27 protein-coding genes are annotated in these 25,836 nt (G+C 70.1%); 16 read left to right on the forward strand and 11 right to left on the reverse strand.

Features of this window, described 5'->3' with window-relative positions:
• Positions 1-18: 18 nt before the first annotated feature.
• Both ABZ622_RS04140 and ABZ622_RS04145 read right to left on the reverse strand, forming a co-directional pair.
• Positions 19-213 (reverse strand): DUF397 domain-containing protein, encoded by a 195-nt coding sequence (locus ABZ622_RS04140; RefSeq protein WP_360540283.1) that lies wholly within the window; start codon positions 211-213, stop codon positions 19-21.
• 13 nt (positions 214-226) lie between these two features.
• The gene (locus tag ABZ622_RS04145; protein ID WP_360540086.1) at positions 227-1,078 is read right to left on the reverse strand and encodes a helix-turn-helix transcriptional regulator; all 852 of its coding nucleotides are present in this window, start codon (positions 1,076-1,078) and stop codon (positions 227-229) included.
• A 244-nt stretch (positions 1,079-1,322) separates the two neighbouring features.
• Between ABZ622_RS04145 and ABZ622_RS04150 the strand changes: the two genes are divergently transcribed.
• On the forward strand, positions 1,323-1,784 hold the full coding sequence (locus tag ABZ622_RS04150; protein ID WP_360540088.1) for an ATP-binding protein: 462 nt from the start codon (positions 1,323-1,325) through the stop codon (positions 1,782-1,784).
• A gap of 69 nt (positions 1,785-1,853) precedes the next feature.
• Here ABZ622_RS04150 and ABZ622_RS04155 read toward each other — a convergent pair whose 3' ends face one another.
• The 3 genes from ABZ622_RS04155 to ABZ622_RS04165 all read right to left on the reverse strand — a co-directional run bounded on the left by ABZ622_RS04155 (position 1,854) and on the right by ABZ622_RS04165 (position 5,130).
• Positions 1,854-3,713, reverse strand: a complete 1,860-nt coding sequence (locus ABZ622_RS04155; protein WP_360540090.1) for a bifunctional metallophosphatase/5'-nucleotidase — start codon at positions 3,711-3,713, stop codon at positions 1,854-1,856.
• 331 nt (positions 3,714-4,044) lie between these two features.
• On the reverse strand, positions 4,045-4,470 hold the full coding sequence (locus ABZ622_RS04160; RefSeq protein WP_360540092.1) for a DUF4267 domain-containing protein: 426 nt from the start codon (positions 4,468-4,470) through the stop codon (positions 4,045-4,047).
• Between the two features lie 213 nt (positions 4,471-4,683).
• Entirely contained in the window at positions 4,684-5,130 is a 447-nt protein-coding gene (locus ABZ622_RS04165; protein ID WP_360540094.1) for a DUF1772 domain-containing protein, read from the reverse strand.
• Between the two features lie 90 nt (positions 5,131-5,220).
• Between ABZ622_RS04165 and ABZ622_RS04170 the strand changes: the two genes are divergently transcribed.
• From ABZ622_RS04170 to pstB, 12 genes are all read left to right on the forward strand, one after another.
• Positions 5,221-5,799, forward strand: a complete 579-nt coding sequence (locus ABZ622_RS04170; RefSeq protein ID WP_360540096.1) for a TetR/AcrR family transcriptional regulator — start codon at positions 5,221-5,223, stop codon at positions 5,797-5,799.
• A gap of 200 nt (positions 5,800-5,999) precedes the next feature.
• Positions 6,000-6,923: a mycothiol synthase gene (gene mshD / locus ABZ622_RS04175; protein ID WP_360540098.1), complete on the forward strand. Its 924-nt coding sequence runs from the start codon at positions 6,000-6,002 to the stop codon at positions 6,921-6,923.
• Positions 6,924-7,050: 127 nt separating this feature from the next.
• On the forward strand, positions 7,051-7,461 hold the full coding sequence (locus ABZ622_RS04180) for a GntR family transcriptional regulator (RefSeq protein ID WP_360540100.1): 411 nt from the start codon (positions 7,051-7,053) through the stop codon (positions 7,459-7,461).
• The gene (locus tag ABZ622_RS04185) at positions 7,458-8,372 is read left to right on the forward strand and encodes an ABC transporter ATP-binding protein (RefSeq protein ID WP_360540102.1); all 915 of its coding nucleotides are present in this window, start codon (positions 7,458-7,460) and stop codon (positions 8,370-8,372) included. The genes ABZ622_RS04180 and ABZ622_RS04185 overlap by 4 nt, the downstream gene beginning before the upstream one ends.
• Positions 8,369-9,343 carry an ABC transporter permease subunit gene (locus ABZ622_RS04190; RefSeq protein ID WP_360540104.1) on the forward strand — a complete coding sequence of 325 codons (975 nt, stop codon included), beginning with the start codon at positions 8,369-8,371 and terminating at the stop codon, positions 9,341-9,343. Before ABZ622_RS04185 ends, ABZ622_RS04190 begins: the two co-directional genes overlap by 4 nt.
• 249 nt (positions 9,344-9,592) lie before the next feature.
• Positions 9,593-11,848, forward strand: a complete 2,256-nt coding sequence (locus tag ABZ622_RS04195; RefSeq protein WP_360540106.1) for an RNA degradosome polyphosphate kinase — start codon at positions 9,593-9,595, stop codon at positions 11,846-11,848.
• Entirely contained in the window at positions 11,835-12,830 is a 996-nt protein-coding gene (locus ABZ622_RS04200; RefSeq protein ID WP_360540108.1) for a CHAD domain-containing protein, read from the forward strand. Before ABZ622_RS04195 ends, ABZ622_RS04200 begins: the two co-directional genes overlap by 14 nt.
• The gene (locus tag ABZ622_RS04205; RefSeq protein ID WP_360540110.1) at positions 12,827-13,276 is read left to right on the forward strand and encodes an NUDIX hydrolase; all 450 of its coding nucleotides are present in this window, start codon (positions 12,827-12,829) and stop codon (positions 13,274-13,276) included. The genes ABZ622_RS04200 and ABZ622_RS04205 overlap by 4 nt, the downstream gene beginning before the upstream one ends.
• Before the next feature lie 341 nt (positions 13,277-13,617).
• The gene (pstS, locus tag ABZ622_RS04210; protein ID WP_360540112.1) at positions 13,618-14,754 is read left to right on the forward strand and encodes a phosphate ABC transporter substrate-binding protein PstS; all 1,137 of its coding nucleotides are present in this window, start codon (positions 13,618-13,620) and stop codon (positions 14,752-14,754) included.
• Between the two features lie 174 nt (positions 14,755-14,928).
• Positions 14,929-15,924 (forward strand): phosphate ABC transporter permease subunit PstC, encoded by a 996-nt coding sequence (pstC, locus tag ABZ622_RS04215; RefSeq protein WP_360540114.1) that lies wholly within the window; start codon positions 14,929-14,931, stop codon positions 15,922-15,924.
• Positions 15,921-17,000: a phosphate ABC transporter permease PstA gene (gene pstA, locus ABZ622_RS04220; RefSeq protein WP_360540116.1), complete on the forward strand. Its 1,080-nt coding sequence runs from the start codon at positions 15,921-15,923 to the stop codon at positions 16,998-17,000. Before pstC ends, pstA begins: the two co-directional genes overlap by 4 nt.
• Positions 17,001-17,062: 62 nt before the next feature.
• Entirely contained in the window at positions 17,063-17,839 is a 777-nt protein-coding gene (pstB, locus tag ABZ622_RS04225) for a phosphate ABC transporter ATP-binding protein PstB (RefSeq protein ID WP_360540118.1), read from the forward strand.
• A 177-nt stretch (positions 17,840-18,016) separates the two neighbouring features.
• Here pstB and ABZ622_RS04230 read toward each other — a convergent pair whose 3' ends face one another.
• Both ABZ622_RS04230 and ABZ622_RS04235 read right to left on the reverse strand, forming a co-directional pair.
• Entirely contained in the window at positions 18,017-19,015 is a 999-nt protein-coding gene (locus tag ABZ622_RS04230; protein ID WP_093540205.1) for an inorganic phosphate transporter, read from the reverse strand.
• 5 nt (positions 19,016-19,020) lie between these two features.
• Positions 19,021-19,641, reverse strand: a complete 621-nt coding sequence (locus tag ABZ622_RS04235; RefSeq protein ID WP_266914048.1) for a DUF47 family protein — start codon at positions 19,639-19,641, stop codon at positions 19,021-19,023.
• 200 nt (positions 19,642-19,841) lie between these two features.
• Between ABZ622_RS04235 and ABZ622_RS04240 the strand changes: the two genes are divergently transcribed.
• On the forward strand, positions 19,842-20,192 hold the full coding sequence (locus ABZ622_RS04240; protein ID WP_360540120.1) for a metal-sensitive transcriptional regulator: 351 nt from the start codon (positions 19,842-19,844) through the stop codon (positions 20,190-20,192).
• Positions 20,193-20,214: 22 nt separating this feature from the next.
• Here the strand turns inward: ABZ622_RS04240 and ABZ622_RS04245 are convergent, their stop codons facing one another.
• Positions 20,215-20,409 carry a hypothetical protein gene (locus ABZ622_RS04245; RefSeq protein WP_360540122.1) on the reverse strand — a complete coding sequence of 65 codons (195 nt, stop codon included), beginning with the start codon at positions 20,407-20,409 and terminating at the stop codon, positions 20,215-20,217.
• Between the two features lie 204 nt (positions 20,410-20,613).
• Complete coding sequence (locus tag ABZ622_RS04250; protein WP_360540124.1) at positions 20,614-21,528, reverse strand: hypothetical protein; 915 nt, start codon at positions 21,526-21,528, stop codon at positions 20,614-20,616.
• Between the two features lie 132 nt (positions 21,529-21,660).
• Between ABZ622_RS04250 and ABZ622_RS04255 the strand changes: the two genes are divergently transcribed.
• The gene (locus tag ABZ622_RS04255) at positions 21,661-21,849 is read left to right on the forward strand and encodes a hypothetical protein (protein ID WP_360540126.1); all 189 of its coding nucleotides are present in this window, start codon (positions 21,661-21,663) and stop codon (positions 21,847-21,849) included.
• 150 nt (positions 21,850-21,999) lie between these two features.
• Positions 22,000-23,634 (forward strand): FAD-binding oxidoreductase, encoded by a 1,635-nt coding sequence (locus tag ABZ622_RS04260; protein ID WP_360540128.1) that lies wholly within the window; start codon positions 22,000-22,002, stop codon positions 23,632-23,634.
• Positions 23,635-23,702: 68 nt separating this feature from the next.
• Here ABZ622_RS04260 and ABZ622_RS04265 read toward each other — a convergent pair whose 3' ends face one another.
• Both ABZ622_RS04265 and ABZ622_RS04270 read right to left on the reverse strand, forming a co-directional pair.
• Entirely contained in the window at positions 23,703-24,434 is a 732-nt protein-coding gene (locus tag ABZ622_RS04265) for a phosphatase PAP2 family protein (protein WP_360540130.1), read from the reverse strand.
• Between the two features lie 290 nt (positions 24,435-24,724).
• Entirely contained in the window at positions 24,725-25,735 is a 1,011-nt protein-coding gene (locus ABZ622_RS04270; RefSeq protein ID WP_360540132.1) for a bifunctional lytic transglycosylase/C40 family peptidase, read from the reverse strand.
• Positions 25,736-25,836 lie beyond the last annotated feature (101 nt).

Here is a 25,836-nt window from a genome sequence, read left to right on the forward strand (position 1 = left end):
AGGCGGGAGCGCGACAGCTCAGGCCAGATCGTCGAACTCGCCTTCCTTGGCGCCACCGAGGAAGGCGCGGAGCTTGGCACGGGTCGTACGGATGATCACGCCCGGGTTGTCGCTCTCGCGCATCAGGATCTCACCCCCGTGCTCGGCCAGCTCAAGGCAGTTATTGCCATCGGCATTCGATGATTTCGACGACTTTCGCCACTGGATTTCTATTGTTCTCACGCCTTCATACTTGTAGTGCGATGGTACGAATGAAGTCCCGTGTCTTCTCCGGGTCGAGGGAGCGCTCTTCGGTCCGGTTCAGAGCAACCCGCCAGTTCTCAAGGCTTGTTTCAGCGTCCAGGAACCCCGATCCGGTCGCAGTGTCCGTCTGCGCGGTGTCGAGCTGCGGCACGGGACCGTAGAGGTATTGTGCCGAACTGTTGGCGTGCGGGAAACCGCCCACCGCGAAGGGGATCGCACGGATGACGACGTTCTCCCGCTCCGACTGCTGCAACAGATAGTCGAGTTGGCTGCGCGCAATGGCCGAGCCGCCATAGACCATCCGCAGCGCCGCCTCGTGGACCAGGAACACACAACGGGGCTGATCCACCCGATCGAGCACGTCCCGGCGCTTCAACCGATTTGAAAGCAGGCGCCGTTGATGCGACGGGCTGAGCGGTGGGACCGCCTCCGCGAACACAGCCCTCGCGTAGTCCTCGGTCTGGAGCAGTCCAGGAATGTGCATGATCTCGATCGAGCGCAGGCCGGCGGCGTGGTGCTCCAACTCGGCCAGGTCAAGGGCATCGCTGGTGAGCTCACCCCGATAGTCCTCCCACCATCCGCTTATGCGCTCCCGTGCCATCTCCGCGAGCGCATCGATGTACGCCTCGTCGGAGCACCCGTAGTGCTCCGCCCATGCGCGAACCCGCTCGGCGCTGACGCCGAACCGCCCGGACTCGATGTTGCTCACCGTGGTGCGGTCCGTGCTGAGCATCGCACCCGCTTCCGTGAGCGAAAGCCCCGTGCGCTCCCGCATCTTGCGCATCTCGGCACCCAGTCGACGCTGGCGCACTGTGGGCGCCTTCCTTGATGGCATCACATTCTCCTCTCCCCGGGTCAGTGTGGCCCCGTTACCCATCGAGCCGCACATCGTTCATGACATTACACAAACGCGTCCAACGTGTGAGGCGCGTCGGCTATGGTCGCCACACCGCCGCGCCACACGTCGACAGACCGAAGTGCAGCCGTACACAAGCATGTTGACCCTCGCCTGCGTACGGCCATCGCCACGGACGACGAGCGACGCACCCGTTCGCACCGCACCGCGTTGGGAGAACGACATGACCCACGTCCACGCCACCACTTACTCCACGCCACCGGTCCCACAGGGCGGCGAGGTCTACCGGCTCGCCCTGCCGAACACGTCCAGCGCCGCGAAGCTCTCGCGTGACTTCATCGCGTCGCTGCTGACCGTCAGCAGACACCGCGGGCTGGTCGACGATGCGCGTCTGTGTGTCACGGAAGTCGTCACCAACGCCCACCGGCATACCCGCACGCCCCTGATCCGGGTCCGCGTGATCGTCCAGCGCAAACAGGTCACCGTCTCCGTCGCGGACGACGACCATTGGGCCCTGCCCGAGCCGCCGGCCTTCCGCGACCTGCGCGGCGAACAGGAGGGCGGACGCGGGCTGTTGCTCGTGGAGCAGCTGGCGCTCGCCTGGGGCATGTCCGTGCTGGGCGGCTGCTTCCCGTACCGGAAGGCGGTCTGGTTCACCCTCGCCCGAGCGGGGTCGGCGCCCTGAACAGGCCATGGAAACGCGGAAGGGCGGTGGGCCCGCCGGCCCACCGCCCCGCTCACCCGCGTACGGGAGTTACTGGATGACCGTGATCCGGTCTGCCGCCGGCGGGGCCAGCGGGGCCTCGGCCGTGGAGTGGGCCGCCAGGTAGGCGTTGAACAGGTCCAGGTCGGAGGCGCCGACCAGCTTGTTCGTGCCCTCGCCGAGGGCCGCGAAGCCGTCGCCGCCGCCCGCCAGGAACTCGTTCATCGCGACGCGGTAGGTCTTGGCCGGGTCGATCGCCTCACCGTTGAGCTTGATGGTGTCGGTGACCACGCGGGCCGCGCCCGTCTTCGTCATGTCCAGGGTGTACGTGAGGCCCTTGGAGACCTGGAGGATCTTCGGGCTGGCCTCGTTGGAGCCGCTGACCTGCTGCTGGAGCGCCTGCACCAGCTGGGCGCCGGTCAGGTCGACGACGTTCATCATGTTGGTGAAGGGCTGCACGGTGAAGGACTCCCCGTACGTCACCACCCCGTCGCCCTCGGCGCCGCTCGCCTTGTGCACCAGGTCCGCGCGGATGCCGCCCGGGTTCATGAGGGCGACGACCGCCCCGCCCTTGTCCGCCGGGGCCAGGCCCTCCAGCTGGGCGTCGGCGATCACGTCACCGAGCGGCTTCTCAAGGGCCTTGGAGCCGCGGCCGTCGATGTCGGCGGAGATGTAGCCCTGCGGCTTGTTCGCGATGGGCGCCGCGAGGGCGTTCCAGCGGGCGATGAGGGTCTCCATGTCGCGGGCCCTGTGCTGGTCCCGGCTGACGATGTGGTTCGCCGACTCCGGGTTCGAGGCACCGGCCGACTTCACCGACGTACGGACGATGTCCTTGGTACGGCGGTCGTAGGTGAGGGTCGTGTCCGTGTAGACCTTGCCGAACGACGACGCCGAGGTGACCAGGCGCGGGTTGCCCGCCGGGTCCGGGATCGTGCACACGTACGCCTGGTGGGTGTGGCCCGTGACCAGGGCGTCGACCTTGGGCGTGATGCCCTTGGCGATGTCGGTGATCGGCCCGGAGATGCCGTCACCGGCGCCGGAGCTGTCGCAGTCGTAGTTGTACGAGGCGGAGGCCGGGGCCCCGCCCTCGTGGATCAGCGCGACGATGGACTTGACGCCCTGGCGGTCCAGCTCCTTGGCGTACTTGTTGATCGTCTCGATCTCGTCGTGGAACTTCAGCCCCTTGACGCCATTGGCCGTGACGATGTTCGGCGTGCCCTCCAGGGTCACTCCGATGAAGCCGACCTTGACGCCGTTCTTCTTCCACACCGTGTACGGCTTGAGGATCGGCTTGCCCGACTTCTCGTTCGTCACGTTGGCGGCGAGGTAGGGGAAGTCGGCGCCCTCGAACTTCTTGTCCTTCTCGTAGCACCCCTCGACCGGGTGGCAGCCGCCGTTCTGGAGGCGGGCCAGCTCGGTGGCGCCCTCGTCGAACTCGTGGTTGCCGACGGTCGTCACATCGAGGTCGATCTTGTTGAGCGCCTCGATGGTCGGCTCGTCGTGGAAGAGACCGGACAGCAGCGGGCTCGCGCCCACCATGTCGCCACCGGCCGCGGTGATCGAGTACGGGTGCCCCTTGCGCGCGGTGCGCAGCGAGGAGGCGAGGTACTCGATGCCACCGGCCGGAATCTCCTTGGCCGAGCCGTCGGGCTGCGTCTCAAGGACCTTGCCCGCCGAGCCGGCCGGCGGCTCCAGGTTCCCGTGCAGGTCGTTGAAGGACAGCAGCTGTACGTCGACGGTACGGCTCGGCTTGTGGTGGCCGTGCCCGTGTCCGTGGCCACCGTGCCCGTGGCCGTGGCGGTCCTGGGCGCCGGCCGGCATCGCGGCGACGAGCGCGCCGACGGTGGCGAGCCCGGCCGCGGCGGTGAGCACCCGCCGGGACGCGCGGTTCTTCTGCGGTGTCGCTGACATCGGTCCCCTTGTGAGTTCAGCGGGAGTTCGAAAGTGATGACGAGTCTGGAGACTTCGTGCGCAGCCTAGGGTCAACGCGCGTAGCGCGACAGGTGCCGGTGGTTACGAACTGGTTGCCATGCGGTGGGAATGGCTTCAAACCGGAACAGGTCACGCGCATGGCTCACATATGCGGGCAGAGATGCCCCGGCCCGCATGTGCGTCGCAAGGCCGTACGACATGGGCGACGAAGCGGAATTCAGGGCCGCCGTCCGGCCTTTCCCGGCGGCCGCCGACGGACGAGGGGTGGCCCGGCCATGCGGCCGGGCCACCCCTTCGGGGCATACGGCTGTCAGGTGGGCTGCGCGGCGGGCGCCGGGGCGGGGGCGGGGGCCTTCCTGGTCTCGCGGAGGAACTGCAGGCCGGTGAGCGCGATCAGCGCCGAGGTCAGGCCGTGGATGCCGAACGCGGCCGCGACGGAACCGTGGTGGGCCAAGACGTTGATCATGTCGCCGAACGGGGCGACGGCCTCCATCAGCAGGACCCAGCCCAGTGCGCGGCGGTGGCCCGTCACCAGCAGGATGCCGATGACCAGGCCCATCGCGAATTCACGGATGCCCTTCATGATGAGGAAGCCGTCACCGTCGCCGTCGGGCCAGTTCGGCAGGCCAACGCCTGGAGTGGACGTCTCGGGGGTCAGGATGAAGGACAGCCCGAGGTAGAGGACGAACAGGGCGACGGCGGCGGCCAGGACGGTGTTGACGTTCTTCAGCGACATGGTGCTTCTCCTTTGACGTTCAGCCCGGGGCGGGGCAGGGCCCAGCGGCGGGCGTGGCCGGGGGCCGATGTTGTCGCAGGGGCCCGCGGACACCGGCGGAGTTCGAGGGTGCTGGTGTCCGGGGACGCGCTGCGGACGGAGGTGGCGGTGCCGTACTTCGGGCGCCCGGCCGAGCGGTCTGCGGCTGACGACCGGGGGGGCCGGCCCGTGGGCTCAGGCGAGGGCGGTGACCAGCAGAACGAAGGCGGCGATGATGACGGCGACGCGGACGTAGTGGAAGCGGCCCCAGCGGTTCATCTGCTCCTTCCAGTCCTCGGGCCGGTTCTCGGGGGTCCACGTCTTGTTCCGGTTGTTGATCGGGACGAGCAGCAGAAGCGACATGACCACGCTGAGGATCAGCAGCCCGCCGGCGGTGACGACGAGGCCGGTTCCGTGGTGGTGCCACCCGGCGGCAGCCCAGATGCCGACGAGGACGAGCGAGCCGATGTACCAGAACGGCATCACGGCGCCGAGCATTCGGCCCCCGTGTGCGTGGCCGAGTTGGCCACTGTCCTCCGGGAGGGCATTGAGGATCGGGTTGATGACGAAGGCGACGGAGAACTCCACCCCCACCATCACGCCGACGACCACGGTGGTGACGACCTGGAGCGCATTGAGCATGACGGCCCTTCCGAAATCTAGCGTCGCTAGCTGACAAGGCAACGCTAGTACTACTGCCGCTCTCATGTCTAGCGCTGCTAGGATCGACTCATGTCGGTACAGGAACGCAAGCAGCGCGAACGGGCGGTCCGCGAGCGCCTCATCGTGGCGACGGCCCGCGAACTCGCCGAGCAGCAGGGCTGGGACGCGGTCACCACCCGTCGGCTCGCCGAACGCATCGAATACAGCCAGCCAGTCCTCTACAGCCACTTCCGCGGCAAACGCGAGATCATCGGCGCCGTCGCCCTCCAGGGCGCCACCGAGCTGGCCGTGGCGCTGCGGGCCGCGACCTCCGCCGCCGACGGCCCGCGCGCCCGGGTGTACGCCCTCGCCAGCGCCTACCTCGACTTCGCCGCACGCAACCCGGCGGTCTACGACGCCCTGTTCCAGCTCGACGGCGGTCTGGCGTACGCGCAGGAGGACACCCCGGAACCTCTCAAGGACGCCTTCGCCGCGCTGCTGGAGTGCCTCGCCGAGGTCGCCGGGGACGGTGTCGAACCGGGGCTGTTCACCGAGGTGTTCTGGGCGGCCCTGCACGGGGTGGCGACCCTGACCCGGTCGGGACGGCTGCCGCCGGAGGAAACCGGGCCGAGGGTGGAGCTGCTGGTGGACCGGCTCGCCGTGGTCTGACCCACCGTCCCGGCAGGTACGCGACCGGAGCCGCGAAGGAGATCACCAAGGCCCTGCCCTGCCCGTCCCGGCCTCGCCGAACCGGGCGGCCCGCATTCTCGTCGCCGACGGCGTACCGGACACGCCACAGACCACGTACCGAGTCCCGAAGCGCCCGCGCACCACCCCGGTACCCACCCCGCCCCCGTAGGCTCGTAGACATGACGACTGACGCACCCCTCCCCGCTCCCGGACGTGAGATCCGGACGCTCGACGAGCTCTCCCCCGAGCAGGCGGACGCCGTGTCCGATCTGCTCGCCGAGGCGGCCCGGTCCGACGGCAGGCAGGCCGTCTCCGAGCAGGGGCGGTTGCAGTTGCGGGGCGGGCGGCGGGCAGGGGTCCGGCACCTGCTGCTGACCAGTGGGACGGTCCTGGTCGGGTACGCGCAGCTGGAGGACACCGACCCCGTCGAGGCGCCGGCCGCCGAGCTGGTCGTGCATCCGGCGTACCGGGGGCAGGGCCACGGGCGGGCGCTGGGCGCGGCGCTGCTCGCCGTGACCGGGAAGCGGCTGCGGGTGTGGGCGCACGGCGGGAAGTCCGCGGCGCGGCATCTCGCGCAGGTCCTCGGCCTCTCGCTCTTCCGCGAACTGCGCCAGCTGCGCCGCCCGTTGGCCCCGCTGGACATCGCGGAGCCGGTGCTGCCGCCCGGCGTCACCGTCCGCACCTTCCTGCCCGGCGAGGACGACGCCGCCTGGCTCGCGGTGAACCGCGCCGCCTTCGCCCATCACCCGGAGCAGGGTTCGCTGACCCAGCGCGACCTGGACGACCGCAAGGCGGAGCCGTGGTTCGACCCGAAGGGGTTCTTCCTGGCCGAGCGCGACGGCGAGCTGATCGGCTTCCACTGGACGAAGGTGCACGCCGAGGAGCAGCTCGGCGAGGTGTACGTGGTCGGCATCCGGCCCGACGCGCAGGGCGGCGGGCTCGGCAAGGCGCTCACCGCGATCGGGCTGCGCCACCTGGCCGCCGAGGCGCTGCCGACCGCGATGCTCTACGTGGACGCGGACAACAAGGCTGCCCTGGCCGTCTACGAGCGGATGGGCTTCGCGACGCACGAGGTGGACCTGATGTACCGCACGGAGTCCTGAGGCACGCACCGCACGGAGTCCTGAGGCAAGGGCCCACGGGCCCAACTCACCCGGGGGGGCGGCGTCGCTTGACGCCGCCCCTTCTTTACGCCACCCTTTCACTACTCAATTAGTGAAAGGGGTGAACATGGCAGAGTCCGCAGCGGTCGAGTACCGCATCGACCGGCGCAGCGGCGTCGCCACGTACCTCCAGATCGTCCAGCAGACCAAGCAGGCGCTCCGCCTCGGCCTGCTGGAGCCCGGCGACCGGCTGCCCACCGCGCGCGAGGTCGTCGAGGCCACCGCCATCAACCCGAACACCGTGCTCAAGGCCTACCGGGAGCTGGAACGCGAAGGCCTGGTCGAGGCCCGGCGCGGGCTCGGCACCTTCGTCACCCGGGCCCTCGGCGGCGCGGCGGCCGCCGACGACGCACCGCTGCGCGCCGAGCTCGCCGACTGGACCCGCCGGGCCCGCGCGGCCGGGCTGGAGAAGGACGACGTGAGCGCGCTCTTCACCGCCGTACTGGACAGGACTTTCGAGGGGGATCAGGCCGGATGACAGGCGCTGCGATCGAGGCCACCGGCCTCGGCATGAAGTACCGGGGCAGGGGCAGGGGCTGGGCGCTGCGCGACTGCTCCTTCCGGCTGCCCGCCGGGCGGGTGTGCGCCCTCGTCGGGCCCAACGGCGCGGGCAAGTCCACCCTGCTCGCCCTCGCGGCCGGCTTCCTGCGGCCGTCGGAAGGGACGGTACGGGTGCTGGGCGCGGCACCCGGGGACGCCCGTTCCCGGATGGCCTTCGTGGCCCAGGACAAGCCGCTGTACCCGCAGTTGACGGTGGAGGCGACGCTCTGGGCGGGCGCCGAGCTGAACCCCGCGACCTGGGACCAGGAGACCGCCGAGCGGATCGCCGGGGAGCTCCCGCGCGACGCCCGGGTCCGTGACCTCTCCGGTGGTCAGCGCACCCGGCTCGCCCTGGCCCTCGCGCTGGGCAAGCGGCCCGAACTGCTGCTGCTGGACGAGCCGATGGCCGACCTCGACCCGCTCGCCCGCCACCAGTTGATGGGCGCGCTGATGGCGGAGTCGGCCGAGCACTCCACCACCATCGTGATGTCCTCGCACATCCTCACCGAGCTGGAGGGCTCCTGCGACTACCTCCTGCTCGTCGACGGCGGCCGGGTCCGCCTCGGCGGCGAGACGGAGGACCTGCTCGCCGCGCACACCCTGCTCACCGGTCCGGTGCAGGACACCGCACCGCACACCGTCATCGAGTCCCGCACCGCGGGACGTGTGCAGACCACACTCGTACGGAGGCAAGGCGCCGTGGACACCGCCGTCTGGGAGGCCGCCGAGCCTTCACTTGAGGAACTGCTGCTGGCCCATCTGCGGTCGCCACAGGCGCCGGCGCTGCTGACGCCGAGCGCGGCGGCCGGTCAGGCCGTCGAGGCCGGCCAGGAGGTGGCCGCCGTATGAGCGCGATCGCCCTGCGCGGCCCGGCACGGGTCGTCATACGCCAGCACCGGTGGCCCCTGCGGATCGCCGTCCTGGTGCCCGTACTGGTCTTCGTCGTGCTGGTCGGCACCCGGCTTTGGGCCGACCATGTCACGGATGCCTTTGCCGGGACCGGCTGCTCGGTCGTGCACACGACGCCCGGCTGCACCGACACGGTCAACGCGTATCTCGACCGCCGGCTGTGGACGACGGACGCCCTCAACTGGTCCAGCCTGCTGATGATGGTCCTTCCCGCGTTCGTCGGGATCTTCGTGGCGGGCCCGGTGATCGCCCGTGAGCTGGAGAGCGGCACGTACCGGCTGGCCTGGTCGCAGTCCGTGACGCCCGCCGGCTGGCTCGCCGCCAAGCTCGCGGTGCCCGCCGTCGTTGCGCTGGCCTCCGTCTCCGTGCTGTCGGCCGTCAGTACGTGGGCACAGGCCCGGGACAACGCGGGGCACCAGCTGCCGGTGTGGCAAGAGCGTGAGGTGTACCGCTCGATCGGCACCGTCCCGGTCGGCTACGCGCTGTGCATGCTGGCCCTCGGAGCGCTCGCCGGACTGTTGCTGCGGCGCACCGTCACCGCGATGATCGTGACGGTGGCGGGGTACGGGGCGCTGGTACTCGCCCTGAACAAGGCGCGCATCCATCTGTGGCCGGTCCTGACGGACACGTTCGAGCCCGGAAGCAAGTACCGGTTCCCCAGCGAGGCGTTCGATGCCGGGCGGGGCTGGCTGACCGCCACCGGTGAACGGCTGCCTCCGGACGCCTGCCTGGACTGGAACAGCGACTTCAAGCAGTGCCTGGCCGACAAGGGCATCACGCACCGCTACATCGACTACCACCCCGCCTCGCACTTCTGGCCCCTCCAGCTCGTCGAGACGGGCATCCTGCTCGCCCTCGCCGCGCTCGCCGTCGCCCTCGCCTTCCGGGTGCTGCGCCGCCGGCACGGCTGAGCCCACCGGCCGTGCCCGGGGCCCTTCCGGGCACCCGGGCACGGCCACACCGCTTCCTGCACGTCATGTCGCCGTTACCAGCCATTCAGAAGCGCTTGCCACCCTTTCAGGATGCAGCCAGCCGTGCCGACCCCCCGCAACGGGAGAAATCCCGGCGGAGACCGCACGAACGACGTGAACCGCGCGTTCCCCGCGATCTCCGCACCCTCCGGCGCGCCCCTTGGGCCATCCGCGCGGAAGAATAGGGCCATGAGCCAGCAGCCCAGCTCCGAGGTACCGGTCCAGCCCACCGTGCAGCCGTCGGTCGGCTCACTCGCCGCGCACCGGCCGCATGCCGTCGCCACCGCAGCGTCCAACGGTGCCGCGTTGTCCACCGCCGCCGACCTGGACCCCGACATCGACGCCGATGTCGACGCGTACGAACCCGACGTCGACGGCGACGAGCTGCCACAGGGCCGCTTCCTGGACCGCGAGCGCAGTTGGCTCGCGTTCAACGAACGGGTGCTCGAACTCGCCGAGGACCCCGCGACCCCCCTCCTCGAACGGGCTAATTTCCTCGCCATCTTCGCCTCGAACCTGGACGAGTTCTTCATGGTCCGGGTGGCCGGTCTGAAGCGCCGCATCGCCACCGGCGTCGCCACCCGTTCCGCCTCCGGACTCCAGCCCCGCGAGGTCCTGGACCTGATCTGGACCCGCTCGCGCGAACTCATGGCCCGGCACGCCGCCTGCTTCCAGCAGGACATCGCCCCCGCCCTGTCCGACGAGGGCATCCAGCTGATCCGCTGGCCGGAGCTGACCGAGAAGGAACAGGCCCGCCTGTTCACCTTCTTCCGGCAGCGCGTCTTCCCCGTGCTGACGCCGCTCGCCGTCGACCCGGCGCACCCCTTCCCGTACATCTCGGGACTCTCGCTCAACCTCGCCGTCGTCGTACGCAACCCGGTCAGCGGCCACCGCCACTTCGCCCGGGTCAAGGTGCCGCCACTGCTGACCCGCTTCCTGGAGGCGTCGCCGCAGCGGTACGTGCCCATAGAGGACATCATCGCGGCCCACCTCGAAGAGCTCTTCCCGGGCATGGAGGTCCTCGCCCACCACATGTTCCGGGTCACCAGGAACGAGGACCTGGAGGTCGAGGAGGACGACGCCGAGAACCTCCTCAAGGCCCTGGAGAAGGAGCTCATGCGGCGCCGCTTCGGCCCGCCGGTCCGGCTGGAGGTTGAGGAGTCCATCGACCCGTACGTGCTGGACCTGCTGGTCCGCGAGCTGAAGGTGTCCGACGCCGAGGTCTACCCGCTGCCCGGACCGCTCGATCTCACCGGGCTCTTCGGCATAGCCTCGCTGGACCGGCCCGAGCTGAAGTTCCCCAAGTTCATCGCCGGCACCCACCGCGACCTGGCCGAGGTCGAATCCGCCTCCGCGCCCGACATCTTCGCCGCGCTGCGCGAACGCGACGTGCTCCTGCACCACCCGTACGACTCCTTCTCCACCTCCGTACAGGCGTTCCTGGAGCAGGCCGCGAGCGACCCCGACGTCCTCGCCATCAAGCAGACCCTGTACCGGACCTCGGGCGACTCGCCGATAGTCGACGCGCTCATCGACGCCGCCGAGTCCGGCAAGCAGGTCCTCGTACTCGTCGAGATCAAGGCCCGCTTCGACGAGCAGGCCAACATCAAGTGGGCGCGGAAGCTGGAGGAGTCCGGCTGCCACGTGGTCTACGGACTCGTCGGCCTCAAGACCCACTGCAAGCTCTCGCTCGTCGTCCGGCAGGAGGGCGACACCCTGCGCCGCTACTCCCACGTGGGCACCGGCAACTACCACCCCAAGACCGCCAGGCTCTACGAGGACATCGGCCTGCTGACCGCGGACCCACAGGTCGGCGCGGACCTCTCCGACCTCTTCAACCGGCTCTCCGGCTACTCCCGCCGCGAGACCTACCGCCGCCTCCTGGTCGCCCCGAAATCCCTGCGGGACGGGCTGATCGCCCGGATCAACAAGGAGATCACCCACCAGCGGGCCGGGCGGACCGCCTATGTCCGCATCAAGGTCAACTCGATGGTCGACGAGGCGATCATCGACGCCTGCTACCGGGCCGCGACGGCCGGCGTACCGGTGGACATCTGGGTACGCGGAATCTGCGCGATCCGCCCCGGTGTCACCGGCCTCTCCGAGAACATCCGGGTCCGCTCCATACTGGGCCGCTTCCTCGAACACTCCCGGCTCTTCGCCTTCGGCAACGGCGGCGAACCCGAAGTGTGGTTCGGCAGCGCCGACATGATGCACCGCAATCTCGACCGCCGGATCGAAGCACTGGTCCGGGTCACCGACCCCGCCCACCGCGCCGCGCTCAGCCGTCTCCTGGAGACCGGCATGGCCGACACCACCTCCTCCTGGCACCTCGGTCCCGACGGGAACTGGACCCGGCACGCCATGGACGCGGACGGTCAGCCGCTGCGGCACGTACAGGAAATGCTCATTGACGCCCGGAGGCGCCGGCGTGCGACGCCATGACCACCAGACGACGCAGGCGGACCTTACGGCGGGCGCCGTACTCGCGCCCTACCTTCAGGACCAGGCGGCCGAATTCCTCCGCAGCCTGCGCCTGCACCGCGAGAACAGCGCCCCCACGGACGCCGGAAACCACGGAGCCGAGGAGGCGGCCGGTGCGCTGCGCCGCTCCTCGCGCCGGATCGGCGGCACGCTGCACACCTTCCGGGCGGCGCTGGACGCCACCTGGGCCGAGCAGCTCCGTACCGAACTGGCCTGGCTCTCCGGCACCCTGGCCAGAGAACACGCCTACGCGACCCGGCTGAACCGGCTGCTGGAAGCGCTGCACGCGCTGTCCGGCACCTCGCTGCCCCCCGCCCGCAACGGGACCGGCTCCGACGGCGCCACCGACAAGGAGCGCGCCGCCCTCGGTGTCGGCGCCGCCCGCGCCGGAGCGCTGCTCGAACGGCAGCTGACCCTGGCCCGTACCCGCGCGCACTCCACGGCGCTCCAGGCGCTCGGCTCCTCCCGCTTCCACGCGGTGGCCGACGCCGTCGCGCTGCTCGCCTCCGAGGTCCCGCTCGCCCCGGCGGCCGCGGCCCCGGCCGAGGAGATGCTGCACGGGCCCGCCGACCGGGCCGAGCAGCAGCTGCTCGGTGCGGTGGCGGCGCTCCCGTCCGGCCAGGCGGTCGAGCCGTACAACGAGGCGCAGGACGCGCCCTGGCACCGGACCCGGCTGCTGCTCCGGCTGCACCGGTACGCCCACGAGGTGGTCCGGGGCGCCCCGGACCCGGTCCTGGCCGCGCCGGGTCACGCCCTCGATCTGCACCGGGACGCCTCGGAGGCGGCCGCGGCGGCGGCATCGGCGGCCCGTACGCCCCGCATCGCGCCGGCCACCGCGTACGCCCTGGGGGTGCTCCACGCCGACCAGCGCCACGAGGTGACGGCGGCCCGCGGCGTGTTCCGGACGAGCTGGCCGTACGCCGCGGCCGTGATCGCGCCATGAACGGGGCGGTGGGCGCCCGCGGCACCAGACGCGCCGTGAACGGGCCGGTGCTCGCCGCGGGGTGCGTGCTTTGGCGCCGGTCCGAGCACTCCGGCAAGCTGGAGATCTGCCTGGTCCACCGGCCGCGTTACGACGACTGGTCGCACCCCAAGGGCAAGTTGAAGCGTGGCGAACCGGCGCTGGACGCCGCCCTGCGCGAGGTCCTGGAGGAGACCGGCCACCACTGTGTCCCCGGCGCCCCGCTCCCCACGGTCCGCTACCTCGCGAACGGCCGCCCCAAGGAGGTCGCCTACTGGGCGGCCGAGGCGGCCGGTGGCTCCTTCGTGCCCGGCTCCGAGGTCGACCGGGTGAGCTGGCTCGTCCCCGAGGCGGCCCGTGCCCGCCTCAGCCAGGACCGCGACCGGGAGCTGGTCGACGCGCTGCTCGCGCTGCTGCCGGGCCTCTGACCGCGCCGGGGGCCCCTGACCCGCCGGACTTCCCACCACGCCGGGAGCCCCGGACCCGCCGGACCCCGACCACGCCGGAGCCTCGGCTCCGCCGGCCTCCCACCGCGCCGGGGAAACCCGACATTCCCGGACCGCCGACACCGTAGAAGCTCTGACCAAGGGCGAGAACCGCACCGTCCTGCACGGTTCACCTTCCGTTCACTCTCCCCCGTAGGACGCTTCACCTGTTCTGCCTAACTTCGGCAGTGCACGGTGCGCGGCGAAACGCCGGAGCACCCACGACAACGCACGCCGTCGTAGAACGAAAAGACCTCGGCGGCTCCTGGAAGGAACACCCGAAAGTGAAGCTTCAGCGCAAGAACCGGCTTCGTGCCACCGCGCTCGGTGCCCTCGCCGTCTCCGGCGCCCTGGTCCTCACGGCGTGCGGTTCGGACGACAACAGCGGCGGCACCACCGGCGGCAACGGCGGGAAGACGAGCGCCGCGTCGAACATCAAGTGCGACGACGCCAAGGGCCAGCTGCCCGCCTCCGGCTCCAGCGCGCAGAAGAACGCCATGGACCTCTGGGCCAAGAACTACATGGCCGGCTGCTCCGGCGTCGAGATCAACTACAAGTCCTCCTCCTCCGGTGAGGGCATCGTCGCCTTCAACCAGGGCACCGTCGGCTTCGCAGGTTCCGACTCGGCGCTGAAGCCCGAAGAGGTCGCCGACTCGAAGAAGATCTGCAAGGGCGGCCAGGGCATCAACCTCCCGATGGTCGGCGGCCCGATCGCCATCGGCTTCCACCTGGAGGGTGTCGACAGCCTGACGCTGGACGCCCCCACGCTCGCCAAGATCTTCGACGGCAAGATCAAGAAGTGGAACGACCCGGCGATCGCCAAGCTCAACTCCGGCGCGAAGCTCCCGGACAAGCCGATCCAGGCCTTCCACCGCTCCGAGGACTCCGGCACCACGCAGAACCTCGGCAAGTACCTCGGCGCGACCGCCCCGAGCGACTGGAAGTACGAGGCCGAGAAGAAGTGGCCGGCCCCCGGTGGCCAGGCCGCGTCCGGTTCCTCCGGCGTCGCCGCCCAGGTGAAGCAGGTCGACGGCTCGATCGGCTACTTCGAGCTCAGCTACGCCGCCTCGCAGTCGATCTCCACCGTGGACATCAACACCGGCGGCGCCGCCCCGGTCAAGGCCACCTCGGAGAACGCCTCCAAGGCCATCGCCGCCGCCAAGATCAAGGGCACCGGCAAGGACCTGGCGCTGGACCTCGACTACACCACCAAGGCCGAGGGTGCCTACCCGATCGTCCTGGTGACGTACGAGGTCGTCTGCGACAAGGGCAACAAGGCCGAGACCCTCTCCACGGTCAAGTCCTTCCTGAACTACACCGCCGGTGACGAGGGCCAGAAGCTCCTCACCGAGGCCGGCTACGCGCCGATCCCGGCCGAGATCAACGCCAAGGTCCGCGAGACCATCGCCTCCCTCTCGTAACCGGGACGCGCAAGCCACACCCGCAGCACCTTCAGCAACACCAGTAACGCCAGTAACGCCAGCAACATCCGGCAGACCGGTCCGGTGCACCCCTCCGGACCGGTCCGCCACCTTCCATCCGGTGCACCGCCGCCAGGGGAGCCAGACCGCTCCCCCACACAGACCGGAAAGACCATGGCTTCCACCACACCGATAGATTCGCCGCCGGCGCCGCCGGCGGCGCGCAAGCGCGCCGGGACGAAGACCGGCCGCGCGGGCGACAAGATCTTCCTGGGCCTCTCCAGGGGCTCGGGCATTCTGCTGCTCGTGATCATGGCGTCGATCGCCGTGTTCCTGACCTACCGCGCCTCGCTCGCCATCTCCAAGGACGAGGGCAACTTCTTCACCACCCTCGACTGGAACCCGGCCGGCACCCCGCCGGAGTTCGGCATCGCGGTCCTCCTCTTCGGCACGGTCGTCAGCTCGATCATCGCGATGGCCATCGCCGTCCCGGTCGCTGTCGGCATCGCCCTGTTCATCTCGCACTACGCGCCGCGCAAGCTGGCCGCGCCCCTCGCCTACGTCGTCGACCTGCTCGCCGCAGTGCCGAGCATCGTGTACGGCATCTGGGGCGCCCTCGTCCTGGTCCCGTACCTGGAGGGCCTGAACCTCTGGCTCGACCAGTTCTTCGGCTGGACGTACATCTTCGAGAAGACCGAGGTCGGCGTCGCCCGCTCGCTCTTCACCGTCGGCATCCTGCTCGCGATCATGATCCTGCCGATCGTGACCAGTGTCAGCCGCGAGGTCTTCCTCCAGGTCCCGAAGATGCACGAGGAAGCCGCCCTCGCCCTGGGCGCCACCCGCTGGGAAGTCATCCGCCTCTCGGTGCTCCCCTTCGGCCGCTCCGGCGTGATCTCCGCCTCGATGCTGGGCCTGGGCCGTGCGCTCGGCGAGACGATGGCCGTCGCCACGGTCCTGTCGCCGAGCTTCGTCATCTCCGGGCACCTGCTCAATCCCGGCGGCGGCACCTTCGCCCAGAACATCGCCGCGAAGTTCGACGAGGCCAACGAATTCGGGCGCGACGCCCTGATCGCCTCCGGCCTGGTGCTCTTCGTCCTCACCCTGCTGGTCAACGGCGCGGCCCGGATGATCATCGCCCGCCGCAAGGAATACTCGGGGGCCAACGCATGAGCCAGGCAGCCAACACCGGCATACAGGAGCGGCCCGTCCCGACGGAGACCGTCCGTCCGACCAGCCTGAGCAGCCGGGCACTGCCCCGCTGGGCCCCGTTCGCCTTCGCCGCGCTCGCGCTCGCGCTGGGCGTGGGCACCGGCGCCGCGGCCGGCTGGCAGAGCCACACCCAGTGGGGCCTGTTCTCCGCCCTGCTCTTCGTCGCCATCTCGTACGTCACGACCTCGGTCGTCGAGAACCGGCGCCAGGCCAAGGACCGGCTCGCCACCAGCATCGTCTGGGTGTGCTTCCTGCTGGCCGTCGTGCCGCTCGCCTCGCTGCTGTGGACGACGATCAGCCGGGGCGCGGAGCGCCTGGACGTCTACTTCCTGACCCACTCGATGGCCGGCGTGCTCGGCTCCGAGCCGACCGGCGGTGTCTACCACGCGCTGATCGGGACGCTGGAGCAGGTCGGCATCGCCACCGTGATCTCCGCCCCGATCGGCATGCTGACCGCCGTCTACCTGGTGGAGTACGGCAAGGGCGCCCTGGCCAAGGCCGTGACCTTCTTCGTCGATGTCATGACGGGCATCCCGTCCATCGTCGCCGGTCTCTTCATCCTCTCGATCATGCTGATGACGAAGACCCAGCCGTCCGGCCTGATGGGTGCGCTGGCGCTCACGATCCTGATGATCCCGGTCGTGGTCCGCTCCACCGAGGAGATGCTCAAGCTCGTCCCGAACGAGCTCCGCGAGGCATCGCTCGCCCTCGGCGTCCCGAAGTGGCGCACCATCCTGAAGGTGGTCCTGCCGACCGCGATCGGCGGCATCACCACCGGTGTGATGCTCGCGATCGCCCGCATCGCCGGTGAGACCGCGCCGATCATGCTGCTGGTATTCGGCAGCCAGCTGATCAACCCCAACCCGTTCCAGGGCGCACAGTCCTCGCTCCCCTTCTACATCTGGGAGCAGTACAGGGTCGGCACCGACCAGTCGTACGACCGTGCCTGGGCCGCCGCGCTGGTCCTGATCGCCTTCGTCATGATCCTCAACCTGGTGGCTCGCGGCATCGCCCGCTGGAAGGCCCCACAGCACTGAATATGCGGCTCCGCCGCGTGGCCGGCCGCTGACGCGGCCAACAGAAAGAAGCAGTGATTCAGATGGCCAAGCGCATCGACGTCAGCGGCCTGTCCGCCTACTACGGCTCCCACCTCGCCATCGAGGACATCTCGATGACCGTGGAGCCCCGCTCCGTGACCGCCTTCATCGGCCCGTCCGGCTGCGGAAAGTCCACCTTCCTGCGCACCCTGAACCGCATGCACGAGGTCACCCCCGGTGGCCGCGTCGAGGGCAAGGTGCTGCTGGACGACGAGAACCTGTACGGGGCGAACGTCGACCCGGTCACCGTGCGCCGCACGGTCGGCATGGTCTTCCAGCGCCCGAACCCGTTCCCGACCATGTCGATCTTCGACAACGTCGCGGCCGGCCTCAAGCTGAACGGCTCGTACAAGAAGAACCAGCTGCCCGACATCGTCGAGAAGTCGCTGCGCGGCGCCAACCTCTGGAACGAGGTCAAGGACCGGCTGAACAAGCCCGGCTCCGGTCTCTCCGGCGGTCAGCAGCAGCGTCTGTGCATCGCCCGCGCGATCGCGGTCGAGCCGGACGTGCTGCTGATGGACGAGCCCTGCTCCGCGCTGGACCCGATCTCCACCCTCGCCATCGAGGACCTGATCGGCGAGCTGAAGGAGCGCTTCACGATCGTCATCGTGACGCACAACATGCAGCAGGCGGCCCGTGTCTCGGACCGCACGGCGTTCTTCAACCTCGCGGCGGTCGGCAAGCCCGGCAAGCTCGTGGAGATCGACGACACGGAGCGCATCTTCTCCAACCCGTCCGTCCAGGCCACCGAGGACTACATCTCGGGTCGCTTCGGATAGGTCACCCGGCAACGGGGCCGGCCGCGCCCCCGGCGAACCGGCCCCGTCCCCAGAACTGCCTTGAGGTGCTGCATGGCGGTGCCACCGCAAGGCGAAGGGGCCGCCCCCACTCCCCGCAGAGGGAGTGGGGGCGGCCCCGTTTCCGGTACTGCCGCGGCCCGCCGGCCGCGCGATCCGTCAGCCGAAGAGCAGCACCACGACGCCGTAGCTCGCGGCGGCGACCAGGGCCGCGGCCGGCATCGTGATGAACCAGCCCAGGATGATGTTCTTGGCGACACCCCAGCGGACGGCGTTCACCCGCTTCGTGGCGCCCACACCCATGATCGCGGAGGTGATCACATGCGTCGTGGAGATCGGCGCGTGGAACAGGAACGCCGAGCCGAACATGATCGACGCGCCCGTCGTCTCCGCCGCGAACCCCTGCGGCGGGTCCAGCTCGATGATCTTCCGGCCGAGCGTCCGCATGATGCGCCAGCCACCGGCGTACGTACCCAGCGAGAGCATCAGCGCGCAGACCAGCTTCACCCAGACCGGGATCGGGTCGCTCGGGCTCTCGACATCGGCGATGACCAGCGCCATCACCACGATGCCCATGGTCTTCTGCGCGTCCTGGAGACCGTGGCCGAGCGCCATGCCCGCGGCCGAGACCGTCTGGGCGATCCGGAAACCGCGCTTGGCCTTGTGCGGGTTGGACTTCCGGAACATCCACATGATCGCGACCATCACCAGATAGCCGACGACCAGGCCGATGACCGGGGAGACGAACATCGGGATGACGACCTTGTCGAGCACCCCGTCCCAGTGCACCATCGTCCCGCCGGCCAGCGCGGCGCCGACCATTCCGCCGAACAGAGCGTGCGAGGACGAGGACGGCAGCCCGAAGTACCAGGTGACGAGGTTCCAGATGATCGCGCCGACGAGCGCGGCGAAGAGGATTCCCATCCCCTTGTGGCCCTCGGGCGTCGCGATCAGACCCTCGCTCACGGTCTTGGCGACACCGCTGCCGAGGAACGCACCGGCCAGGTTCATCACCGCGGCCATCGCCAGCGCCGCACGCGGGGTGAGCGCACGGGTGGAGACGGACGTGGCGATGGCGTTCGCCGAGTCGTGGAAGCCGTTCGTATACGTGAAGCCGAGCGCGACACCGATGGTCACGATCAGCGCAAAGGTGTCCACGTGGTTCAGGACTCCTTGACCGCGATGGTCTCCACCGTGTTGGCGACGTGCTCGAACGCGTCGGCCGCCTCTTCCAGCACGTCCACGATCTGCTTGAGCTTCAGCACCTCCATGGCGTCGTACTTGCCATTGAAGAGATGAGCGAGCAGTTTGCGGTGGATCTGGTCGGCCTGGTTCTCCAGACGGTTGACCTCGATCCAGTACTCGGTGAGATTGTCCATCGTCCGCAGCCCCGGCATCGCCTCGGCGGTCAGCTCGGCCGCCCGGGCCAGCACCTCGATCTGCTGGGCAATGCCGCTGGGGAGTTCCTCGACCTGATACAGCACAACCAGGTCGACGGCCTCCTCCATGAAGTCCATGATGTCGTCGAGCGACGACGCGAGGTTGTAAATGTCCTCACGGTCGAACGGCGTAATGAAAGAGGAGTTCAGCTGGTGGAAGATCGCGTGGGTGGCATCGTCCCCCGCGTGCTCCGCTGCCCGCATGCGCTCCGCGATCTCGACTCGGGAGGCAGAGTCCGCCCCGAGCAGTTCCATCAGGAGTTTCGAGCCCGTGACGATGTTGTCCGCGGATGCGGAGAACATGTCGTAGAAGCTCGTCTCCCTGGGGGTCAGACGAAAGCGCACGTGGGGTCCTCGGGGTGCTTTGGATTCGGTCAGGCTGATGCTAGGCGCATCATCCGGCCACGGCTAACCGGCGTTCTTCAGTGTCGCGCATCAGGCACAGTGATCAGCACGGGCCCCCGGTCACGTTTCAGATGAATTCGTTAGGATATACCCACCAGGGGTATATAAACGGCAGGGTAAAGGGAAAACGGGAGGCAGTAATGACCACCACCGAGGCCGCGGGCACCACCGCGGAGACGGAATCCCCCGTCACCGACCACGACCGGGGCATACACGGTTATCACCACCAGAAGGCCGAGCACCTCAAGCGGCTGCGCCGGATCGAGGGCCAGATCCGCGGCCTCCAGCGCATGGTCGACGAGGACGTCTACTGCATCGACATACTGACCCAGGTATCGGCGTCCACGAAGGCGCTCCAGTCGTTCGCCCTCCAGCTGCTGGAGGAGCACCTGCGGCACTGCGTCGCGGACGCGGCGGTCAAGGGCGGCGACGAGATCGACGCCAAGGTCGAGGAAGCCACGAAGGCGGTCGCCCGGCTGCTCCGCACCTGATGGCGGGGGTGCCGGGCCGCGCTCACCCCCGGTGGTCGCCCTGCCGGGGGACGGTGGTCCGCTCGGTGATCACGCGGACGTTGAGCACCTCGTCGATGCGGTCCGCGCTGAGCCGTTCCCCGATCGCGGCCGACGCGGCGATCATCAGCTCGCCGCAGAGCTCGATCTCGGCGAGGGCCACCTGATCGGATACGGTCCGCACGCTGAGCGTCACCACGTCACTCGCCTCTCACTGCCGTCGCCAACTTCCCGGTGCCCCTCCCGGCAAGCTTAGGGAGCGGACCACGCGCCACGCATGGCACGGACGGACCATTTCATCGGCACCGGCATGCCTACGTCACCGTCCGCATCCACACCCTGCATCCCGCATCCGCGCCCCGCATCCCGCATCCGCTCCCGGCCGCACCCCTGCGCCGCGCCCCTACCGCTGCCGGATCTGCCCGGTGTAGATGTCACGGCCGTCCGGCAGCCGTACGGAGACCGGCACCCCGAACCCGTACAGCAGTGTGGTCGACACCACCTCCACCGCCGGCCCCTCGTTGGCGAAGCTGAACCGGTGGCGCACCTTGCGCAGCCGCCCCTGCTCGTCGAGGTACGCGTCGAACGGCACCGTGTCCTTGCTGAACCCTTTCGCTGCCGCGGCCAGCACCTCGCGCGACCCGGGCGCGGCCTCGCGCGCGGCCAGTCCGATGTCCGCCGTCCCCCGGTAGTGCCGCACGGCGACGCCGGCGAGCTCGGTCTTCCCCACGTACGTCACCTGCCGCGCCCCGCGCAGCAGTTCGGCGGCGGCCATCGGATCGGTCACCCCGCCGGTGACGAGGTTGCCGTCCTCCAGAGCCGTCGTGTCCACCCTGACCCATTTGTCGGCGGGTACCCCGGCGCCGCGGTTCTTCATGTAGAGCGCGCCCGGAGCCAGCAGTTCGGTGATGGGGCGGTGCTCGTCCTCACCGGCGGGGTCCTTGGGCAGTACGACGGTGAGCCGGCCGGTCCGGGTGCGCAAGTCGTACGTGCCCCGGCCCCGGATGGTCACCCGCGTCCCGCCGGCCGCGGTCTCCATCGACGTACGCACCTCGGCGGTACCGGTGCCGGTGCGGGTGCCGGAGTCCGGAGCGGTGCCGGCCACCGCCGCCGTCCCGGTCCCGCTCACCGTCCCCGCGAGCACCGCGGCCGCGCGGCGGACCACGTCGAGGGAGTCGGCCCCGCCCCGCTCGTCGGCCACGGCCCGGTCACCGCCACCGCCCGCCGAGCACCCGGCGGTCGCCGCCATCACGCCCGCCACGGCAAGGGCGCAGACAGCGCGCGCCCCGCCTCCGGACCTGTGCTGCTGCACCACCATCGCCTGCCAACCCCCAACGCGTAACGCCTGCCCGAGAGGCCCGTCCGTTCCGGATAACGACCGCCCGTGTCCCCCGTCACGCCGCCCCCACCGGGCACACCGCCGGGTGGCCGCGGCCAGTACCGTGGACGGGTGTATGACCGACGCACCGACGAGGTCCCGCCGACCGCCCCCACCCCCGCGTCCGCCGGGCACCGGCCCACCACCGTGGAACGCGGCTCCTTCTGCACCGCGCGCTGCGCCTGCGGCTGGTCCGGCCCGGCCCGCCGGTCCAGAGACCGGGCACGTATGGACGCCGCGGAACACCTCGCGGCACCCTGACTTCTCCCGCCGCCCCACCGTTCCGCCTCCCCCTGCCTTTCCCTCTCCCCTGCCCTTCCGCTGTCCCCGACCTCTCCAGCCGATCCCCCCACGCCCGGCCTCCCCCACCCACCGCCGGCCGGCCCATGAGCGCCAAGACTCGGAGATCCGATGAACCTGCCGCCCCTGCCCGCCCGGCGCACCCCTCCCGCCCGGCGCACCTTGCTCACCGCAGGCGCCGCCGCGATACTCACCGGCGTCACCGCCACCGCCTGCAGCGGCACTTCCGGCGGCGGCTCCACCGGCCCGTCCGACGCCTCCGGCACCTCGGGCGGCACGGACGCCTCCCCCACTCCATCGACTCCGTCGAAGACCGCCCCCACCGGGCCGGCGGACTTCTCCGCCCTGGCCAAGAGCCTCGACGGCAGCCTCGTACGGCCCCAGGACGCCTCGTATCCGACCGCCCGTCAGCTCTACAACACCCGCTTCGACGACCTGAAGCCCGCGGCCGTCGCCTACGTACGGCACGAGGCGGACATCCGCGAGTGCCTGGCCTTCGCCCGCCGCTCGGGCACCCCCGTCTCCATCCGCAGCGGCGGTCACTCGTACGCGGGCTGGTCCAGCGGGAACGGGCGCCTCGTCCTCGACGTCTCGTCGCTCTCCCGCGTCGGGAGCGGCGGCACGATCGGCGCGGGCGCCAAGCTCATCGACGTCTACCAGGGCCTCGCCCGCAATGGTCTGACGATCCCCGGCGGCTCCTGCCCCACCGTCGGCATCTCCGGCCTCACCCTCGGCGGCGGCCACGGCGTCGCCTCCCGCGCGTACGGCCTGACCTGCGACAGCCTGACCGCGGCGACCCTCGTCACGGCCGACGGCAAGACCCTCACCGTGGACGCCGAGAACCACCCGGACCTCTTCTGGGCGCTGCGCGGCGCGGGCAACGGCAACTTCGGCGTGGTCACCGAGCTGACGTTCCGCACCCGCCCGGTCCCGCAGACCGTCACCGCGTACATGTCCTGGCCGTGGTCACGTGCCCGGTCGGTCGTCTCGGCCTGGCAGGAGTGGGGCCCGGACCAGCCCGACGAGATCTGGTCCTCCGCGCACCTCGCCGCCGGCCCCGGGGGCGGCAACCCGACCGTCTCGGTCGCCGCGTTCAGCCTCGGCACATACGGCGATCTGCAGAACGCCGTCGACCTCCTCGCCGACCGGATCGGCGCCCCGGCCTCCTCCGTATCGCTGCGCCGCCGCAGCTACCAGGAGTCGATGCTCGTGTACGCGGGCTGCTCGGGCATCACCGATGCGCAGTGCCATCTGCCGGGGACGACGCCCGGCCGCACCACCCAGGGCACCCTCCAGCGCGAGACGTACGCCGCCGCGTCCGACTTCTACGACCGCTCGCTGTCCCCGGCGGGGGTGCAGGCCCTGCTCGACCGGACCGAGGCGTTCGCCCGGATCCCGGTGACGGCGGCCGGGGGCGGCGGATCCGTCGCGCTCACCGCGCTCGGCGGGGCGATCAACCGGGTCTCCCCGCAGTCGACGGCCTTCGTCCACCGGGGCTCACGGGTGCTCGCGCAGTACATCGCCTCCTGGACCCCCGGCACGGCGGGCACCGCCCAGCAGGACTGGCTGAAAAACACCCATGCGGCGATGCGCCGGCACGCGTCCGGAGCGGCGTACCAGAACTACACCGACCCGGCGCTGACCGACTGGCGCCGGGCCTACTACGGTTCGGCGGCCGACCGCCTCGCCGATCTGAAGAAGCGGTACGACCCGGAGCGCCTCTTCGCCTTCCCGCAGGCGCTCTAGAGGATTCGCCTTCCGCAGGCGCTCCGGAAGACAGGCGCTCCAGAAGAGCGGAAAGGCGCGGGCGGGTCCTACGCGGCGAGGTCCTTCTCGCCGTCGCCGCCGCACGTGCCCGGTCTCGGCTCGGGGATTCCGAACGCCCCGGCCGGGCCCCCGGCGGCCGCCACCGGCACCGGCCGGCGCGACCGGACGAGCCGGCCGAACCGGTCCGTCCGCGAGACCGCCGCCACCAGCGGGGTCAGCAGCATCATCGCCAGCGGGGCGAGCAGCAGGGCGGCCGCGGTGCCGAGGGCGAATCCGCCGACGACGTCGGTCGGGTAGTGGACGCCCATGTAGATCCGGCAGAAGCCCTCCAGGAGGGCGAGCGCGATCGCGGCGATGCCGAACTTCCGGTTGGCCACGAAGATCCCGACGGCCAGTGCCATCGCCATCGTGGCGTGGTCGCTCACGAAGGAGAAGTCGTTCTTCCCCGCCACCAGGACGTCCAGCCCCTGGTGGTCCTTGAACGGGCGGGGCCGGTGCACGAATCCGCGGATCGGGATGTTGATCAGGAGCGCGATCCCGGCGGCGAGCGGCGCCCAGACGAGGCCGGCGACCGCCGTCACCGAGTCGTCGGCCGTGCCGCGCCGGCGCACACTCCACCAGCACCACAGGACCACGAGGACCATGCCGAGCATGATTCCGTACTCACCGACGAACTCCATGACCCGGTCGAACCAGGTGGGAGCGGACTTCGCGAGTCCGTTGATGTCGTAGAGCAGGCTGACGTCGGGGTTCGACCCATCCAGTGCGAGTCCAGCCATCTGCTGCGGCCCCTTGCCTTGTCTGCTGCTGCGGGCACACCCATGTGCACCGCTTTGACGAACCCCCGTGTCGGTTCGATCACTGCGTCTGATCGGCACTGCGTCCGATCCGTACTGCGTGGACCGGTACTGCGCGAATCGGTCGTCCTGGTCCCCTCAGGGAACGACCTCCCCCGAGCGTGCGTTCCACTCTCCACCGAATGATCACCATGACGTTATCGAAGAGTGACTCATCGTCGCAGCTCAGGGCCCAGGCTTCACAGAGAGTTCCGGCCACCGCCGCCGTTGCGTCATGCCGCCGGCCGGGCCGTCGGAAGGGCCGCGGCCCCGTCCTTGGTCACGCGCGTCGCGCCGAAGTAGTCAGGCGTGTCGATCTTGTCGAAGCGGATCACGGCCCCGGTGTACGGGGCGTTGATCATGTACCCGCCGCCGACGTAGAGCCCGACGTGGTGGATGGCCCGCGAGTTGGTCAGGTCGTCGGAGAAGAACACGAGGTCGCCCGGGAGCAGCTCGTCCCTGGAGGGGTGCGGTCCGGCGTTGTACTGATCGTTCGCCACCCGGGGCAGCTCGATGTCCACGGTCCGGTACGCGGCCTGGGTCAGGCCCGAGCAGTCGAACCGCCCGTTCTGCTCGGGTGTGCCGTTCCCGCCCCAGAGGTACGGCGTACCGAGCTTCTTCTGCGCGAAGTAGATCGCCCCGGCCGCCTGCTGCGAGGGCTGCACGCGCCCGACCGGCCGGGCGAAGCTCTTCTCCAGGGAACGGATGATGGTGACGTAGTTCCGGGTCTCCGAAATGTCCGGAACCCCGCCGGACCGGATCACCCGGTACGCGCCGGCGTTGTACGCGGCCAGCATGTTGTCCGTCTGATCCCCCGGCACCTTCTTCACGTACCCGGCCAGTTCGCAGTCGTACGAGGCGGCGGACGGGATGGCGTCGGCGGGGTCCCAGACGTCCCGGTCGCCGTCCTTGTCCCCGTCGATCCCGTGGCCGGCCCAGGTGCCGGGGATGAACTGGGCGATGCCCTGCGCGGCGGCGGGACTCTCGGCCCGGGGGTTCCACCCGCTCTCCTGGTAGAGCTGGGCGGCCAGCAGGGCGGGGTTGATGGCGGGGCAGAGGTTGCCCCATTTCTGCACCAGCGGCTGGTACTTCGCGGGTACGGCCCCCTTGGCCAGCGCAACGGCTCCGCCGCCACCGGAACCCGCGAGTCCGGCGGCGGCGGAGTACGTACCGACGACGAGCAGCGCCACGAAGCACATGGCCATGCCGACACCGATGCCACCGACCACCCAGAATTTCCGCACCCCTCAACCATCCCCCATCGGGGCCCCGTTCATGGGCGGTTTCGACGGTGTGTGCGAGTATTCCGGGTCACTCGGGGTGCCGGGCCGTCATTTCCGGCGCA

Source organism: Streptomyces sp. NPDC007164, from assembly GCF_040634135.1.
In the GTDB taxonomy this organism is placed as follows: Bacteria; Actinomycetota; Actinomycetes; order Streptomycetales; family Streptomycetaceae; genus Streptomyces; species Streptomyces sanglieri.

Excerpts from the sequence above, each read along its gene's own strand:
- ABZ622_RS04180 (WP_360540100.1), top strand. The coding sequence starts at position 7,051 with ATGGCAGAGTCCGCAGCGGTCGAGTACCGCATCGACCGGCGCAGCGGC.
- ABZ622_RS04145 (WP_360540086.1), bottom strand. The coding sequence starts at position 1,078 with ATGCCATCAAGGAAGGCGCCCACAGTGCGCCAGCGTCGACTGGGTGCC.
- ABZ622_RS04260 (WP_360540128.1), top strand. The coding sequence starts at position 22,000 with ATGAACCTGCCGCCCCTGCCCGCCCGGCGCACCCCTCCCGCCCGGCGC.
- ABZ622_RS04190 (WP_360540104.1), top strand. The coding sequence starts at position 8,369 with ATGAGCGCGATCGCCCTGCGCGGCCCGGCACGGGTCGTCATACGCCAG.
- ABZ622_RS04150 (WP_360540088.1), top strand. The coding sequence starts at position 1,323 with ATGACCCACGTCCACGCCACCACTTACTCCACGCCACCGGTCCCACAG.
- ABZ622_RS04165 (WP_360540094.1), bottom strand. The coding sequence starts at position 5,130 with ATGCTCAATGCGCTCCAGGTCGTCACCACCGTGGTCGTCGGCGTGATG.
- ABZ622_RS04205 (WP_360540110.1), top strand. The coding sequence starts at position 12,827 with ATGAACGGGGCGGTGGGCGCCCGCGGCACCAGACGCGCCGTGAACGGG.
- ABZ622_RS04195 (WP_360540106.1), top strand. The coding sequence starts at position 9,593 with ATGAGCCAGCAGCCCAGCTCCGAGGTACCGGTCCAGCCCACCGTGCAG.
- ABZ622_RS04185 (WP_360540102.1), top strand. The coding sequence starts at position 7,458 with ATGACAGGCGCTGCGATCGAGGCCACCGGCCTCGGCATGAAGTACCGG.
- mshD (WP_360540098.1), top strand. The coding sequence starts at position 6,000 with ATGACGACTGACGCACCCCTCCCCGCTCCCGGACGTGAGATCCGGACG.
- ABZ622_RS04265 (WP_360540130.1), bottom strand. The coding sequence starts at position 24,434 with ATGGCTGGACTCGCACTGGATGGGTCGAACCCCGACGTCAGCCTGCTC.
- ABZ622_RS04155 (WP_360540090.1), bottom strand. The coding sequence starts at position 3,713 with ATGTCAGCGACACCGCAGAAGAACCGCGCGTCCCGGCGGGTGCTCACC.
- pstB (WP_360540118.1), top strand. The coding sequence starts at position 17,063 with ATGGCCAAGCGCATCGACGTCAGCGGCCTGTCCGCCTACTACGGCTCC.
- ABZ622_RS04170 (WP_360540096.1), top strand. The coding sequence starts at position 5,221 with ATGTCGGTACAGGAACGCAAGCAGCGCGAACGGGCGGTCCGCGAGCGC.
- ABZ622_RS04160 (WP_360540092.1), bottom strand. The coding sequence starts at position 4,470 with ATGTCGCTGAAGAACGTCAACACCGTCCTGGCCGCCGCCGTCGCCCTG.
- pstA (WP_360540116.1), top strand. The coding sequence starts at position 15,921 with ATGAGCCAGGCAGCCAACACCGGCATACAGGAGCGGCCCGTCCCGACG.
- ABZ622_RS04240 (WP_360540120.1), top strand. The coding sequence starts at position 19,842 with ATGACCACCACCGAGGCCGCGGGCACCACCGCGGAGACGGAATCCCCC.
- ABZ622_RS04250 (WP_360540124.1), bottom strand. The coding sequence starts at position 21,528 with ATGGTGGTGCAGCAGCACAGGTCCGGAGGCGGGGCGCGCGCTGTCTGC.
- pstC (WP_360540114.1), top strand. The coding sequence starts at position 14,929 with ATGGCTTCCACCACACCGATAGATTCGCCGCCGGCGCCGCCGGCGGCG.